Origin of the sequence: Amycolatopsis sp. SB7-3, from assembly GCF_041021335.1 — a bacterium.
Classification (GTDB): Bacteria; Actinomycetota; Actinomycetes; order Mycobacteriales; family Pseudonocardiaceae; genus Amycolatopsis; species Amycolatopsis japonica.
In genome coordinates this window covers 2,166,192-2,180,958 of the sequence record NZ_JBFPJQ010000001.1, presented here as the reverse complement: position 1 = coordinate 2,180,958, position 14,767 = coordinate 2,166,192, and the positions used below count along the sequence as shown (strand labels likewise).

The 14,767-nt window shown below is 67.9% G+C and carries 16 protein-coding genes; 7 read left to right on the top strand and 9 right to left on the bottom strand.

Annotation, left to right across the window (positions count from 1 at the left end):
* Positions 1 to 67: 67 nt before the first annotated feature.
* Together AB8M46_RS10715 and AB8M46_RS10710 are read left to right on the top strand one after the other, a co-directional pair.
* A complete protein-coding gene (locus tag AB8M46_RS10715; protein ID WP_037334379.1) occupies positions 68 to 871 on the top strand; it encodes an amino acid ABC transporter permease in 804 nt (267 codons plus the stop codon).
* Positions 868 to 1,623: an amino acid ABC transporter ATP-binding protein gene (locus AB8M46_RS10710; protein WP_037334383.1), complete on the top strand. Its 756-nt coding sequence runs from the start codon at positions 868 to 870 to the stop codon at positions 1,621 to 1,623. Before AB8M46_RS10715 ends, AB8M46_RS10710 begins: the two co-directional genes overlap by 4 nt.
* On the opposite strand, the gene AB8M46_RS10705 is transcribed toward AB8M46_RS10710, so the two are convergent.
* The 6 genes from AB8M46_RS10705 to AB8M46_RS10680 all read right to left on the bottom strand — a co-directional run bounded on the left by AB8M46_RS10705 (position 1,620) and on the right by AB8M46_RS10680 (position 5,540).
* On the bottom strand, positions 1,620 to 2,363 hold the full coding sequence (locus tag AB8M46_RS10705; RefSeq protein WP_394360195.1) for an ESX secretion-associated protein EspG: 744 nt from the start codon (positions 2,361 to 2,363) through the stop codon (positions 1,620 to 1,622). The genes AB8M46_RS10710 and AB8M46_RS10705 overlap by 4 nt on opposite strands.
* Position 2,364: 1 nt before the next feature.
* Positions 2,365 to 3,573 carry a hypothetical protein gene (locus AB8M46_RS10700; protein ID WP_394360194.1) on the bottom strand — a complete coding sequence of 403 codons (1,209 nt, stop codon included), beginning with the start codon at positions 3,571 to 3,573 and terminating at the stop codon, positions 2,365 to 2,367.
* 3 nt (positions 3,574 to 3,576) lie between these two features.
* Complete coding sequence (locus AB8M46_RS10695; RefSeq protein WP_037334391.1) at positions 3,577 to 4,182, bottom strand: DUF3558 domain-containing protein; 606 nt, start codon at positions 4,180 to 4,182, stop codon at positions 3,577 to 3,579.
* Positions 4,182 to 4,688 carry a PE domain-containing protein gene (locus tag AB8M46_RS10690; RefSeq protein ID WP_394360193.1) on the bottom strand — a complete coding sequence of 169 codons (507 nt, stop codon included), beginning with the start codon at positions 4,686 to 4,688 and terminating at the stop codon, positions 4,182 to 4,184. Before AB8M46_RS10690 ends, AB8M46_RS10695 begins: the two co-directional genes overlap by 1 nt.
* 173 nt (positions 4,689 to 4,861) lie before the next feature.
* Positions 4,862 to 5,365: a DUF3558 family protein gene (locus tag AB8M46_RS10685; protein ID WP_394360879.1), complete on the bottom strand. Its 504-nt coding sequence runs from the start codon at positions 5,363 to 5,365 to the stop codon at positions 4,862 to 4,864.
* A gap of 43 nt (positions 5,366 to 5,408) precedes the next feature.
* Positions 5,409 to 5,540, bottom strand: a complete 132-nt coding sequence (locus AB8M46_RS10680; protein WP_255355305.1) for a hypothetical protein — start codon at positions 5,538 to 5,540, stop codon at positions 5,409 to 5,411.
* A gap of 262 nt (positions 5,541 to 5,802) precedes the next feature.
* Here AB8M46_RS10680 and AB8M46_RS10675 point away from each other — a divergent pair, with 262 nt between their 5' ends.
* Together AB8M46_RS10675 and AB8M46_RS10670 are read left to right on the top strand one after the other, a co-directional pair.
* The gene (locus AB8M46_RS10675; protein ID WP_037334397.1) at positions 5,803 to 8,148 is read left to right on the top strand and encodes a hypothetical protein; all 2,346 of its coding nucleotides are present in this window, start codon (positions 5,803 to 5,805) and stop codon (positions 8,146 to 8,148) included.
* Positions 8,149 to 8,183: 35 nt separating this feature from the next.
* Positions 8,184 to 8,645 carry an SRPBCC family protein gene (locus AB8M46_RS10670; RefSeq protein WP_037334400.1) on the top strand — a complete coding sequence of 154 codons (462 nt, stop codon included), beginning with the start codon at positions 8,184 to 8,186 and terminating at the stop codon, positions 8,643 to 8,645.
* A gap of 141 nt (positions 8,646 to 8,786) precedes the next feature.
* Here the strand turns inward: AB8M46_RS10670 and AB8M46_RS10665 are convergent, their stop codons facing one another.
* Positions 8,787 to 9,356, bottom strand: a complete 570-nt coding sequence (locus tag AB8M46_RS10665; protein WP_394360192.1) for a hypothetical protein — start codon at positions 9,354 to 9,356, stop codon at positions 8,787 to 8,789.
* 179 nt (positions 9,357 to 9,535) lie between these two features.
* Here AB8M46_RS10665 and AB8M46_RS10660 point away from each other — a divergent pair, with 179 nt between their 5' ends.
* The 3 genes from AB8M46_RS10660 to AB8M46_RS10650 are packed head-to-tail and all read left to right on the top strand — an operon-like array spanning position 9,536 to position 13,553.
* Positions 9,536 to 11,344, top strand: coding sequence for an NHL domain-containing thioredoxin family protein (locus AB8M46_RS10660; protein ID WP_394360878.1), 1,809 nt, complete (start codon positions 9,536 to 9,538; stop codon positions 11,342 to 11,344).
* A 40-nt stretch (positions 11,345 to 11,384) separates the two neighbouring features.
* Positions 11,385 to 11,678 (top strand): co-chaperone GroES, encoded by a 294-nt coding sequence (locus AB8M46_RS10655; protein WP_007032412.1) that lies wholly within the window; start codon positions 11,385 to 11,387, stop codon positions 11,676 to 11,678.
* A 30-nt stretch (positions 11,679 to 11,708) separates the two neighbouring features.
* A complete protein-coding gene (locus AB8M46_RS10650) occupies positions 11,709 to 13,553 on the top strand; it encodes a VanW family protein (protein WP_394360191.1) in 1,845 nt (614 codons plus the stop codon).
* Between the two features lie 178 nt (positions 13,554 to 13,731).
* Here the strand turns inward: AB8M46_RS10650 and AB8M46_RS10645 are convergent, their stop codons facing one another.
* A complete protein-coding gene (locus AB8M46_RS10645) occupies positions 13,732 to 14,448 on the bottom strand; it encodes a leucine-rich repeat domain-containing protein (RefSeq protein WP_394360190.1) in 717 nt (238 codons plus the stop codon).
* 22 nt (positions 14,449 to 14,470) lie between these two features.
* On the bottom strand, positions 14,471 to 14,764 hold the full coding sequence (locus tag AB8M46_RS10640; protein WP_038521684.1) for a GlsB/YeaQ/YmgE family stress response membrane protein: 294 nt from the start codon (positions 14,762 to 14,764) through the stop codon (positions 14,471 to 14,473).
* Positions 14,765 to 14,767: the final 3 nt, after the last annotated feature.

The following is a 14,767-nucleotide window of genomic DNA, read 5'->3' as shown; positions in this document are numbered from 1 at the left end:
TCCGTCCCCTGTGGCCGGTGCCCCGCGCACCGGCCACAGGTTTGTCGCCACCTGTTTGAGGAGAGAAATGGCTTTGAGCCGCCGCCAGCGACGTTCGGCGTTCCGGACCGGGCAATACGTCCTGCTGCTGGTGATCGTCATCGTGCTCGCGCTGCTGGCCGACTGGAGCAAGATCGGCAAGGCGTTCTTCGACCTCGAAGTCGCCGCCAAGCAGTTCCCGGACGTGATCACGGTCGCGCTGAAGAACACCGTCATCTTCACCGCGCTGGGCTTCGCGCTCGGCCTCGGGCTGGGCCTCGTGCTCGCCCTCATGAGACTTTCCTCGGTCGGCCCGTACCGCTGGTTCGCGCGCGGGTACATCGAGTTCTTCCGCGGTCTGCCCGCGTTGCTGATCTTCCTCGCCGTCGGCATCGGTGTGCCCACGGCGTTCAACACCCAGCTGCCGCGCAACGTCGCGATCATGCTGGCGCTGGGCATCGTGTCCTCGGCCTACATGGCGGAGACCATTCGCGCCGGTATCCAGGCGGTGCCGCGCGGCCAGATCGAGGCCGCGCGTTCGCTCGGCATGTCGCCCGCCCGCACGATGATCACCATCGTGATCCCGCAGGCGTTCCGGATCATCCTGCCGCCGCTGGCCAACGAGCTGATCATGCTGACGAAGGACTCTTCGCTGGCGTTCCTGCTCGGCACCACCCCGGCGCAACAGGAACTCGCGCAGTTCAGCCGTCAGGCGCTGCTGGAGGCCAAGGGCCTGACCCCGATCGTCGTCGCCGGTCTGTGCTACCTCGTCATCACCATTCCGCTGTCGATCCTGCAGCAGCGGCTAGAGAAGAAATACGGAGCCGGAGTGCCCGGCGGAGGAACGGTATGAGCACCCAGACGATCGTCGAAGTTTCGGGACTGCACAAGGCGTTCGGCGAGCTCGAGGTGCTCAAGGGCATCGACCTGGAGGTCCAGCGCGGCCAGGTCGTCTGCATCATCGGCCCGTCGGGTTCCGGCAAATCGACGCTGCTGCGCTGCGTCAACCTCCTCGAGGAACCGCAGCAGGGCAAGATCGTGGTCAACGGCAGCGAGATCACCGACCCGGACGTCGACATCGACGGCGCCCGCACGAAGATCGGCATGGTCTTCCAGTCGTTCAATCTTTTCTCGCACCTGAGCGTGCTCGAAAACCTCACCGTCGCTCAGCGCAAGGTGTTGAAGCGCGGCAAGGAAGAGGCGGAGCGCGTCGCGCGGGAAAACCTCGCGAAGGTCGGGTTGGCGGAGAAGGAGTCTTCGCTGCCGACACAGCTTTCCGGCGGGCAGCAGCAGCGTGTCGCGATCGCCAGGGCGCTCTCGATGGATCCCGACGTCATGCTGTTCGACGAGCCGACGTCGGCGCTGGACCCGGAACTGGTCGGCGACGTCCTCGCGGTCATGCGGCAACTCGCGCAAGAGGGTATGACGATGCTCGTCGTCACGCACGAAATGCAGTTCGCGCGTGAAGTGGCCGACATCGTGCTGTTCATGGACGGCGGCGTCGTCGTCGAGCAGGGCGCGCCGGACCAGGTGATCGGGGACCCGCAGGAGGAGCGCACGAAGACGTTCCTCTCGCGGGTCCTGAACCCGAACCACCAGGGCTAGCGTCCGCGAAGCTGCGACTCCAGCTGGACGACCTTCGCGATGATTTCGTGCGGCCCGGCGCCCATGAGGCTCACCCAGCCCTTGGCGTCCGGGCCGAACACGACGCGGCCGTGTTCGGTGTCCATCCAGCCCGGCGGCCTTTCGACGCGTTTCCGGTTGCCGCCGCCGTCACGGATGGCGACGTAAAGCCTGCCGAAGAAGGTGTGCGGCGACCGGATCCACTGGAGGATCTTCTTGGCGTCGCGGATGCTCGGGCCGGAGCCGGTGAGCATTTCGCCCTTCATCAGGACCTGGAGATCGGCCTCCGAGCAGTTCAAGGACGGCGTGCGTGCGGCGGCTGCCTCGGGAAGCAGGCCGGTGAAATCCTGCGCCAGCGTGTCCGGCCGCGTCGGTGTCAGGTAGACGACCTTGTCGACGAGGACGACGCTGACCGCTTCCCGGCCACTTCCCGCGGCGCGAACCGTCCGTTCACGTCCCTCGGACTTCACCCACGAGTAGTACTCCACGGCCGGCCGCTGCAGGAAACGCAGTGTGTCGAGGAATTCGTCGTCGATCTTGCCGCGTCTGAGCAGTCCTTGTCTGTCCAATTCGGACTGCGCGGTGGCGGCGAGCTCACGTCGTTCCTCGGGCAGGTACCACTGCGCGCCGCGGACGAGCGTCGGATGGATGTCGCCGAGGTTGTGTTGGTCCAGCAGGGTTTCGTAGGTCTGAAGCGTCAGTTCGACGGGTTTCTGCAGCACGTTACGCGCCGATCACCGGCGGAACCGGCTTGTCACCGTCGTAACCACCGAAGAGGGAGTCGCCGTCCTCTTCCTGCAGCGTGATCTTGCGCTGGTGCTCCTCGTCCTCGCCGCCCTTGCCCTTGCCGGCGCCGCCACCCATGCCGCCACCGCCCATACCCGGCGCGCCGGGACGACCCGCCGCCGCGGCACCGCCCGCCGGCGTACCGCGCATCGCGCTTTCACCGGGCATCGCGGCGCCGACGCCGCGACCGGGCCCCATGCTCCCGGGCCCACCCGTGGACCCACCCGGCCCGAACCCGCCGCCGGGCCCGAAACCGCCAGTGAATCCGCCCGATCCCGGCCCGAAGCCGTTGCCGCCGCCAGGTCCACCGGTGCCCGGCCCGCCGGGCCCGAAGCCGGGTTGGCGATAGTCGATCGGCTTCGCTTGGATCAGGTCGTTCGCCCGGGAAAGGTCGGTCTGGTCGTTCGGCCGCGGAGACGGGAGTGGCCGCGGCATCTGCGGCACCCTCGGCGCCGGCGGAACCTGCGGCGGCCTCGGCGCCTGATACCCCTCGGCCCCCGGAGGCGCGCTGTACGAACTCGGCCCACCGGTGTACCCACCGGGAGCACTGTGCCGCCCGGAGTCGCCCGGCCCGCCGCTGAACCCGCTGACCTTGGTCTGCCCAGGATCGATCGGATCCGGCGTGATCGGCCCCGCCGACACGTTCGGATCATGCGCGGCCGGATAGACCGGCGCGAGCGACTGCTGCCGCGGCTGGGTGCTCTGGTAGTACGGCTCGTAGATCTCGACGTTGTGCTTGGTGTCGGCGTCGAACTTCGCCGCCGCGATCTCGTCGTCACTCGCGCCGATGGACAGGATGTCCTCGGGCCCGCTGTCCCCCGCGCGCTCCTTCTCGACCGGGCGGACATTGCCGCGCGTGTAATGGAAGGAGGCGTTCTGGTCGAACATCGACTGGCGGGCGCGGTCCATGTTCTCGCCGGCGATCTTGGACGTCGCGATGAGCGGGGCGAGGCCTGCTGTTCCGGAGTCGGCGGCCTTGCCCTTCCAGAAGGCACTCAGGGCGGTTTGGCTCTTCTCCATGGCCGTGCTGATGCGCCCGTGGGTGTCCATCAAGCTATGAGATGCCTGCTGTGCCCTGTCCAGGGTCGCCGTGGTTTCGGGGTAGGTATTGAGCTTGGTGAAGATCTCCCAGCCACTGTAGGTCATGGCCTACGCCCCTTTGAGATTCTTGAGCGCTGCCTCAGCGACCTTGGTCGCCATCCCGCATGGGTCTGAAAAGGAAGGGTGGTCATCACTCAGGCGCGGGATAACGGTGTAGACGAGGTCGTTTCGGACACCGACGGCGAGAGTGCAGGTTCCCCTGCCTTCGCCACCGTTGGCGTAGATGACCGCTGGGTACCCGTTGACCGGATCGACCGGCTTGAAGGTGGTGAGGCCACCAGTCGCGTTCTGTGCGTACAAGGCGCTCAGGCCGTCCTTGTTCCCGGTGACGAGCCCCGCGCTGACGGTGTTCGGCGCTTCTTGGAAGATCCAAGCGCAGGAGTTGCCCATGCTCAACTTCTCAAGATCGGTCCGCTTGACCTTGCCGCCGATGGATTCGATCACCGGGTTGGGGATCGCACTGCACGGGTCTGTCTCCACACCCGCGGTGTTGGTGATCGGATCGGCCACGGCCGGAGCTCCGTTAGAGGGCAGTCCGGTGGAGGAGGGTGCGCTCGTCGGTGTGGGTGTGCCGGACTTCTGATCGCTGCAGCCACCGAGCAAGGCAACCGAGGCCAACGTCGCGAGGGTGATGAAGGCAGCTGTGGGTCGCATCAGTCGACTTTTCCAATCTGGCGGAGCGCGTCGATCGCCGCCTGGTCCTGTGCTTTATAGGCGGTCCGGATCTGCTTAAGAGTTCTGACATAGGACGTGGTGTAGTCCTGAGCACCCTTGAGAAATGCTTGGTAGGCAGCGCCAGATGCGTTGGCGGCTGTCGTGTAGCCCTGGCTGCCGACCTCATCGCCGGGCGGTTTGATCTGCGTCAGCCAGGTGGCTTCGTTCTGTGCCAGGCGGAAGTCGGTGTCGATGCAGTCCTCGAGCGACTTGATCACGTGGTCCATCGCCACCGGATCGAACTCCCAGCCCCCGTTCGCCGAGGCGGCCGCGAAGTCGGCCTTCGCCTGGCCGCTACCCAGTTCGGTGTAGTTCGGCGGCGGACCAGGCGGTGGCGGTGCCGCGGCGGCGCCCTGAATCAACCCCGAGCCCGGCGGCGGGGCCTGCTGCGGTGTCGTGTTGAGCTGGTTGTAGACCCCCTGAGGGCCACTTCCCGGTCCTGTCATGTCGTGCCTCCCCGCACGGGCCGCGATGGGGCGCGACCTACCCGTAGTTCCCTGCCGACTCCAACCGGTGACGATAGCAGCAGGTAAAGCGTTGATCAGCCCCTTCGCGGAAGATCACCATCGAAAGGTGGGACGAACCAGTGTGTTTTGCCGTGGAAAGCCGGTTTGCCTGATCAGGACTTCTTGAGGTTCTTGATCGCCGCCGCGGCCACCTTGACCGCCAGGCCGCCGGGGTCCGAATAGGACGGGTGCTCGCTGGAAAGCCGCGGGGTCAAGTTGTAGACGAGGTCGTCCCGAACACCGACGGCGAGAGTGCGGTTTCCCTTGCCTTCGCCCTCGTTGGCATATACGACAGCGGGGTATCCCTCTATCGGATCCACTGGCTTGAAGGTCGTGAGGTTTCCCGAAGCGTGCTGCGTGCAGAGGGCGCCTAGTCCGTCTTTGTTGCCGAAGACCCAGGTGCAAGCCGCGCCCGAGGTCGTGTCCTCGGCACGTGTCCGCTTGACCTTCCCAGCGATGGCTTCGATCTCCGCGGCGGAAATAGCAGCGCACGGGTCTGCTTCGACCGCCGAGGTGTTCGTGATCGGATCTGTCACGGCAGGAGCTCCGGTGGATGGAGGTTTGATCGAGGGCGGGGTGTCGGCATTCTTGTCGCCGCAGCCTCCGAGCGACGCGATCGATGCCAGTGTCGCCGAGGTCAGGACATGGCGGTGGATCGCATCAGGCGGTCTTCCCGATCCGCAGGAGGGCGTCGAGGACGATCTGTTCTTGACTTCGATGGGCGGTGCGGATCTGCTTCGAGGTCCCGAAGTCGGCCTCGGCGTAATCACCTGCGCTTCCCGGTCGTGTCATGGCTTCTCCCAACGGCCGCGACCAACTTGTAGTCCACCACCGACTCCGGTGAGTGACCGTAGCAGCGACACAACGCCCCGGCGGCGAATCCGCCCAAGATCACCACCGCGGACCCAAACGGCCTGTTCCAGCACCCGAGTCGGCCGTTCTGCCGTCGCGACCCCGTGGCAGGTTCCGGTCCACTGTCCCGGGCCACTTGCGAACCCCGTGCGTGATCGGCTTCGCTGGGGGCCGAGGAACGACGGGGGAGGGAAGCGAAACGATGCCGGGTTTTCGGCGCAACAACGGGCCGCGCGATCCGGGGGAAGGTGACCAGAACGGCGACACGTCCTTGCCGCCGCTCGACCCGTTCGACCCGAACCCCGACAAGCGGTACGAGGTCCCGGCGTCCGAGCTGATGAAGCCGGGGACGACGGGGCTGCTCCGGTGGCGCCGCCAGGCGACCAACGCGCCGATCGTGCAGGTCGAGGACGCGTACATCACCGGGACGCTCGATCTGCGCGCCGCCGACATCAAGTATCTGTTCCGCTTCGAGCGGTGCCGGTTCGAGCATCCGCCGGACGTCCGCGAGGCGCATCTGCTCGGGCTCGTGTTCCGCAAGTGCTGGCTGCCGGGGCTCAAGGCACGCAACCTCCGCACCCGCAACGACGTCCGCCTCATCCGCAGTGTCGTGCACGTCGACGCCGAGCACGAGATCGAGGAGACCACGGTCCAGCGCGGCGACGATCGCGAGCGCGGGATGCCGAACGCGGCGGTCAATCTCACCGACGCGGTCATCGAGGGTTCGGTCGTGCTGACCCGCACGGTGATCACGCATCCTCGCGGCAAGGCGATCCAGGCCGACCGGGTCAACATCGTCGGCGCGCTGCTGGCGTATCGGCTGGTGGCCAACGGAGAAGTCCGCATCCCGGGTATGCGGGCCGGCGGTAACGTCAACTTCTCCGGCGCGACGCTGAACAACCGGGACGGCTTCGCGCTCAACGGCAACGGCATCCACATCGGCGGCAGTCTGCTGTGCGAGGTGGACAACTACGGGCCCGCCGCGCAGCGGAAACGCTTCTCCGCCAGTGGGATCATGTACCTGCCGAGCGCCACTGTGGACAGTGACATCATCCTGCGCGAGGCCAAGCTCTCGGTGAACCAGTCCGGGCCGATCGTCGTCGACGCGTGGAAATCGAACGATCCGTACATCGATCCGCGGCCCGCGTTGGTCGCGGATCGCTCGACGGTCAACGGGAACCTCGAGCTGAGCGACGGCATGCAGGCCACCGGGACGCTGCGGATGGTCAACGCCCGCATCGGCGGTTCGCTGCGGTTGGCGGGCGCCGAGGTCCAGGTCGTCCGCGGGCAGAGCATTCCCTACTACGACCGCGCGATCCATCTCGACGGGACCACCATCGGCGGCGATCTCGAGGCGACGAGCCTGCGGGTGCCGTCCGGTCAGTTGCGCATGGCCGACATCACCGTCGGTGGCAACGTGCTGGCGTGGAACTCGATGTTCCTGCACCCGCGCCGCGACGTCTTTTCCGCGCGGCGCGCGAAGATCGCGGGCAACTTCCAGCTCACGGACGCGACCGTCCAGGGCACGTTGCGCTTGCAGGGCGCCGAGATCGGCGGCAGCGTGAACCTCTTCGGCACGAGCCTGACCGAGCCCGGCGCGCGCACGCGGACCAGCTACTCGCTGGACGTCCGCACCGCGCGGATCGGCCGGGATCTGATCCTCACCGAGAACAAGGAACGTCCGTTCGTCGCGCAGGGCGGGGTCAACCTCGACGGCGCGCAGATCGCACGACGCGTCGACTTCCGTGGTGCGCGGCTCGGTTCCCTGCCGCAGCACGGGATCGCGCTCGACGGCAGTGACGTGTCGGCCGACGAATTCCTGCTCACGCCCGCCGTTCCGCCGGACGGCCGGATCGTGCTGCGCCGGGCGCATTGCGGGACGCTGGGCGACAACGAGGCGTTCTGGGCGTCGGCGACGGGGATCGAGCTGGAGGATTTCCGTTACGACGCACTGCAAGAGGACATCGCACTCGACGACGACCGGGCGATCGACCATCGGATCGTGTTGCTGCGCAAGGCGATGGACGGTTACCGCCCGGGCCCCTACGACCAGCTGGCGGCGACGCTGCGCGCGTCCGGTAATGAAGAGCACGCCTCCACGGTGCTGTTGAAGAAACAGCAGTTCCGGTACGAGGCGCTCGCGAAGGGCTTCAAGTTCTTCGGGCCCGGCGTGCACGTGTGGAGCTGGTTGCAGCGGTCGATGGTCGGCTACGGCTTCCGTCCGGTGCGTGCGCTCGGCTGGCTGTTGACGTTGTTGGTGCTGGGCAGCCTGTGGTTCGGGTTCGGCGTCGACGACTGCGTCACCAAACCCAATCTCACGGTGAGCGGGCCGCGCTGCCTGGTCAACCAGGACGACACCGGACTGCAGTGGAATCCGGTGCTGTACACGATCGACCTGCTGGTCCCGATCGTCGACTTCGGCAACAAGTCGCGCTGGTACATGCACGGCATGGACAACTGGGTCGCGGCCGGGTTCACCGCGTCGGGCTGGGTGCTGGCGACGACGGTCGCGGCCGGGATCAGTCGCATGCTCCGCCGGGACAACTGAGGGTATTTCACATACCCTCAGTACGGAGGTATGTCATGACTGAGCCCAGCGCCACCGGAAAGATCGCGATCGCCGCCCCGCCCGAGAAGGTGTATTCCCTGGTCAGTGACCCGGGTGCGCTCGCGGGCATGGCCGAGGAGTACGAGGGACACCGCTGGGTGGGAGCCGCGGGGGCGGCTGTCGGCGCCAAGTTCCGCGGCCGGAACCGCCGCGGTCTCCGTCGCTGGAGCACGCTCTCGACGATCACGGATGCCGACGAGGGCAAGCGGTTCGCGTTCGAGGTGACCACCGTCGCCGGGCTTCCCGTCGCGCGCTGGCAGTACGACATCGAGGCGTCGGGCGACGGTTGCGTGGCCGTCGAGAGCACATGGGATCGGCGGCCGGGCTGGCTGCGCGGGCCGACGTCGCTGTTCACCGGGGTCTGGAAGCGGGACGACGCCAACCGGGCGAACATCGCCGCGACGCTGGCCCGGCTGAAGGCCGCGGCCGAGTCCTGACCCATACCACGGCCGGTCCCGGATCACCGAAAAGAGCAAGGGACCTTTGCTACCACTTGGGGCACATGTGGTGACACACGCCGCTCAACGCCGCCACATGTAGCGGCCCCACTCCGCAAACTCAAGTCATGAACGGGCCGTTCATTCGACGAACCGCGACCAGAACTCGACGTGCCGCGGCCCGCCCTCCGGCGGCGGGCCCAGCGGCTGGCCGCAAAAGTCGTGCTGCAGGTATCCCCGCAGGTCGTAGCCGTAATAGACGATGTCGGTCTGATACACCGACAGCACCGGATATCCCGTGCTCCTGGCGATCCCGGGCAGATACCGGTGCCCGCAGACGGGTACCAGCTGCGGCGCGAGCGCCAGGTGTGATCGCGCCCGTGAAAGCGCGTCGGCGAGGTCGATCGGGCGCATGCCCCAGTCCGGCAGCCAGAAGCCGTTGTGTTCGACGTCGTAAAGCACCCCGTCGACCGGCCAATCCAGGCGTTTTCGCAGCTGGTCGGGGTTGCCGCAGCGCCAGTCCGGCCAGCGGTCGCCGATCGGCACCCCGGCGGACAAAAACGTCCGGTGGTCGGCGGCGAACCGGAAGCCGAAGCGGGCTTCGACGTCGTCGAGCTCGGCCTCGCTCAACCCGGGACGCACGGGTTCGGCCAAGCTCGCCTGGAGGTCGTGTGCCTCCTCGATGGTGAAGGCGTGCTCAACAGTGGACATGTGTTCGAGCCTAAATTGCGCAACGCGAAGGCGCCTTCCCTTTTAACACCACTCCCTCATCACCCACATGGGCCTCCTCCCGAGGGGTGAGCTCGCCCTCTCAACGCCTGGACCTCGGAACAGCACGGCCACGCGTGTAGTTCACTCATGTCGTGACTTCCCCACGAACGCAGTCCCGTGTGCGCGCCCCCGAGCTCGCCGGTGACGGGTGGCTCAACACCGGCGGCGAGCGGATCACGCTCGCCGGGCTGCGCGGCCGCGTCGTCCTGCTGGACTTCTGGACCAGCGGCTGCATCAACTGCCTGCACGTGCTGGACGAGCTGCGCCCGCTGGAGGCCGAGTTCGCCGACGTCCTGGTGACCATCGGCGTGCATTCGCCCAAGTTCCTGCACGAGGGCGAGGCGGCCGCGATCGAGGCCGCCGTGCGCCGTTACGAGGTGCACCACCCGGTTCTCAACGACCCGAAGATGACCACCTGGTCGCAATACGCGGTCAAGGCGTGGCCGACGCTGGTCGTCGTCGACCCCGAGGGTTACGTCGTCCACGTCGCCGCCGGCGAGGGGCACGCCGAGGCGCTGCGCCGGGTGATCGCCGACCTCGTCGCGACCCACGAGGCCAAGGGCACGCTCCGCCGCGGTGGCAGCCCGTACGTCCCGGCCGAGGAGCAGCGCACCGAGCTGCGGTTCCCGAGCAAGGCCGTCACCACCGCCGAAGGCCGCATCCTGGTCGCCGACACGGGCAACCACTCCATCGTCGAGTTCGCCTCCGACGGCGAGACGATCATCCGCCGCTTCGGCAGCGGTGAGCGCGGCGCGCAGGACGGCCCGTTCGACCTGGCGAGCTTCACCGAGCCGTCCGGGATCACCCTCTTGCCGTACGAGGTCGCCGAGCGCGCGGGTTATCACGCCGTCGTCGCCGACACGGCCGGTCACCGGCTGCGCGGGATCGACCTGATCACCGGCGAGGTCTCCACGGTCGCCGGCACCGGCCGCCAGTGGCGCGACGGCGTCGACACCGGCAAGGCGCTCGACATCGACCTCACGAGCCCCTGGGACGTCGCCTGGTGGGGCCCCGCGGGCGGCGTCGTGGTCGCCATGGCGGGCAACCACACGCTGAGCGTGTTCGAGCCGGTCTCGGGCACCATCCGCCGCTTCGCGGGCACGACCGTCGAGGGCCTGCGTGACGGCGACGTCCACGAAGCGTTCTTCGCGCAGACGTCCGGCCTGATGCCCGACGGGCAGAAGCTGTGGCTCGCGGACGCGGAGACGTCGGCGTTGCGCTGGATCCAGCCCGAGGGCGAGACGTTCACCGTGCACACCGCGGTCGGCGTCGACCTGTTCTCCTTCGGCCACGTCGACGGACCCGCCGACAAGGCGCTGCTGCAGCATCCGCTCGGCCTCGCCGTGCTGCCCGGCGACACCGTCGCGATCGCCGACACCTACAACGGTGCCATCCGCCGCTACGACCCGCTCACCCGCCAGGTGACCACGCTCGCGACCGGACTCGCCGAGCCGTCCGGACTGCTGATGCACGACGGCGAACTGCTGGTCGTCGAGTCGGCGGGCGGCCGGATCGGGCCGGTGCCGCTCGGGGAGCAGGCCGTGGCCGGGGACGCGCACGCGGTCCGCCGTCCGCCGACCGTGCTCGCGCCGGGTGAACTGGAGTTCTCCGTCGTCTTCACCCCGCCGCCCGGCGAGAAGCTCGACGACCGGTTCGGCCCCTCGACGCGGCTGGAGATCAGCGCGTCGCCGCCGGAACTGCTCGCCGACGGCGCCGGGGTGGGCACGGACCTGTTCCGCAAGCTCCGCTTCGCCGAGGGCGTCACCGGAGGGGTGCTGCAGGTCGTCGCGCAGGCGGCGAGCTGTGACGACGGCGGCGAGCATCCCGCCTGCCGCATCACCCGCCAGGACTGGGGTGTGCCGGTGCGGTTCGAAACCGGCGGAGAAAGCGTGCTGAGCCTGGTCATGGCGGGCGACCCGGGTAAGTAGAGTCGTACCTGTGTCAGATCGGCCGAAACTCGAGATTCAGATGCTGCAGGACAGGGTGCTCGTGAAGCTGTCCCCCGAGGACGGGGAGCGCCGAAGTTCGGGCGGCATCGTCATCCCCGCCACCGCGCAGGTGGCGCGGCGGCTCGCGTGGGGTGATGTACTGGGCGTGGGCAACAGTGTGCGGAACGTCAAGACCGGCGACCGCGTGCTGTTCAACCCGGACGACCAGCACGAGGTCGAGATCCAGGGCGAGGGGCACCTGGTGATGCGGGAACGCGACATCCACGCCGTGGCGACCGAACGGACCGAACACGGCACGGGGTTGTACCTGTAACTCGAGCCACGGGAGGGGTGGTGAGGGGCGGTGCGCGAAGACCATGACGAGCCGGGCGCCGACCTGTTCACCGAAGATCTCCTCTCGGCCCCGGAAACCGACGAGGGCCTGGTAGACGAGCTCTTCGAGGGCGACAGGGTGGTGCATCCGCCGCCGACGCCCGCGTCGAAGTTCCGCAAGGGCCTCGGCAAGGCCCTCATGGTCACCGGCGTGCTCATGGGCCTGTTCGTGCTCCTGTACGCGGTCGACCTGATCGTCAGCGCCGGGGACGTCCCGCGCGGCGTCACGGTCGCGGGGATCGACGTCGGCGGTCTCACGCACAAGGAGGCCGAGTCGAAGCTGCGCCGGGAGCTGGAGCCGAGGTTGATCGAGCCGGTCCGGGTGCGGGCGGGCGACGTCCGCACGGTGCTGTACCCGACCTCGTCCGGGCTCGGTCTGGACTGGCCGCAGACGCTGGGCCGCGCCGGCCATCAGCCGCTGAGCCCGTACACGCGGCTGATGTCGTTCTTCACCAGCCGCGAGGTCGGCGTCGTCACCTGGACCGACGCGCCGAAGCTCGAAAAGGCCGTCTCGGACCTCGCCGCCACGAAGCTGAACCGTCCGCCGGTCGAAGGGAACATCACCTTCCAGCCGGTCGCGGGGACCGACGGCGGCGTCGTCCCGGCCGCGGTCGAACCGCGGAACGGGCAGACCCTCGCCGACCTCAAGGAGGCCGTCACCGCGGTCACCGAGGGCTGGTTGAGCGACAACGGTGTCGAGTTCAAGGTGAACGTCGCGCCCGTGAAGGCGACTTCGCCCGGTGTGCACGCGGCGCTCGTCAAGATCGTCGTCCCGGCCGTCGCGAAGCCGCTGGTCATCCGCGGCGAGGGCAAGGACGCGACGCTGAAACCGAACGTGATCGCGGGGTCCTTCCAGTTCGCCGCACGCGACGACGGCAACCTCGAAGTCCGTATCGACCAGGGCAAACTGCGGGCGGTGGCGCAGCCACAGCTCAAGGAGACCGAGACCGACGGGGCGGACGCGCAGATCGTCTTCGTCGGCGACAGGCCGGCGGTCCAGCCGTCGAAGGACGCGAGAAAGGTCAACTGGGACCTCACCTTTTCCTCGCTAACCTCGACGCTCGCCAAGAGCGAAGAGCGGGAGCTGAAAGCGGTCTACGACGCCAGCAGCCCGGCCGTCAGCACCGAGGCGGCGAACGTCCTCGGCATCAACGAGGTCATCGGTGAGTTCACCACGTCGGGTTTGAGCGGGCCGGCGATGACGAACGTGCAGACGCTGGCCGCCAGGGTCTCCGGCGCCATCGTGAAGCCGAACGAGCGGTTCAGCCTCGGCGCGCGGTCCGGGGCGAGGACGGCGGACGCGGGCTACGTGCCCGCCCCGGTGAACGAGGACGGCACCGGGCCGGTCGTGGTCGGCGGCGGCGTCTCGCAGCTCGCGACGACGCTCTACAACGCCGCGTACCTGGCGGGCCTCGCCGACGGCGGCCATCTGGAGCACGACAACTACCTGGACCGGTATCCCGTCGCGCGCGACGCCAAGGCGATCAACACCGACGGCTCGCCGGTCGAGCTGCAGATCGTCAACGACGCCCCGACCGGGATCGCGCTCCAGGTGATCCCCGCGAACGGCTCGGTGACGGTGCGGATCTGGGGTACGAAACGGTTTTCGGTGCAGAGCGTGGCCGGCGAGCGGCACTCGTACGTCCCCCAGCCGGTGCAGATGGGCTCGGGGCCCGGCTGCGTCCCGGATCCCGGCGCGGCCGGGTTCAGCACCTCGGACACCCGGGTGCTCGTCGACGTCGTCACCGGTACGGAGGTCCGCCGGGAGACCCGCAACGCGACCTACTCGCCGAGGACCGCGATCATCTGCGCCTGAGTGCCTATAGGTGAACCCGCCTCCGCGATCGACGTCGGCAGGGCGCCGCCTGGTCTTCCCCGTCACGATGGCGGATCAGGCGCCCTGCCACCGCGATAGCGGGGCCTTCGGCCAGGGCGGGTTCACGTGTTCGGCCACTTTCGGAGTGCGTCATCAGCTCCGCCAACGGGCCTGAGCTTCACCGCAGCACCATGCAGCCCCGCTCCTCGAAGTCCGCGAGCCACGGAGGTTCGCGCAGCTCCTTGTTCCACCGCAGATCCAGTTTGTCCAATTTGGACAGCCGCGTGATGGAATCAGGCAGCGAGGTGAGCCGGTTCTCCCGCAGGTCGAGCTGACGCAGCTCGCTCAGATCCCCGATGGAGGACGGCAAGGAGGTCAACAGGTTCTTCCGCAGGTGCAGTTCGCGTAACGCGGAAAGCGTCCCCATCGATTCCGGGATCCCGGTCAATCCGTTGCCGTACAAGCGGAATTCGCGCAACGACGTCAGGCCGGAAAGATCCTCCGGAAGGGTGGGGATGCGATTGTCCGTGCACCCCAGGTATTTCAGCCGTCCGAGCGAACACAGCGCGGCGGGGAACTCGGTCAACCGGTTGTCGCTCACGTAGAGGTATTCGGTCAGTCCGGAAAGCTCGCCGAGTTCGTCCGGCAGGACGGAAAGTTCGTTGTGCCCCAGATCCAGCGTGTGCAGATTCCGCAAGGCGCCGATGGCGGACGAGACGGAGGTCAGCCGGTTGGTGGCCAGATTCAGCACGCGGAGTCCGGAAAGCGACCACAGCTCGTCGGGAACGGACGTGAGCCGGTTGTCGTACAGATCCAGGTACTCCAGCGTCGCCGGAAGGGAGATGCCGGACAGGGAGGTCAGCCCCTGGCCACCGAGTTCGAGTCGAGTGGTCACAGGGGCCGACCGTAGTCCTGGGTCAGGTCGCGGCGCGATGCCCGCCCTTGATCTTGGCGTAGATCGCGGCCGCGGCGATGACGCCGACGATGGCCGCGCCGACCTGGAAGGCGTGCCGGATCCAGTCGATGCCCGCGGTGTCGCGGACGCCGAACACGCCGGCCAGCCAGTTGCCGATGAACGCGGCGACGATGCCGACGACGATCGTCAGCCACATCGGGATCTTCTGATCGCCGGGCGCGATCATCCGGCCGATGACGCCGAGGATCAGCCCGACCACGATCGTGGTGATGATGCCCCAAAGGCCACCCAACATGGT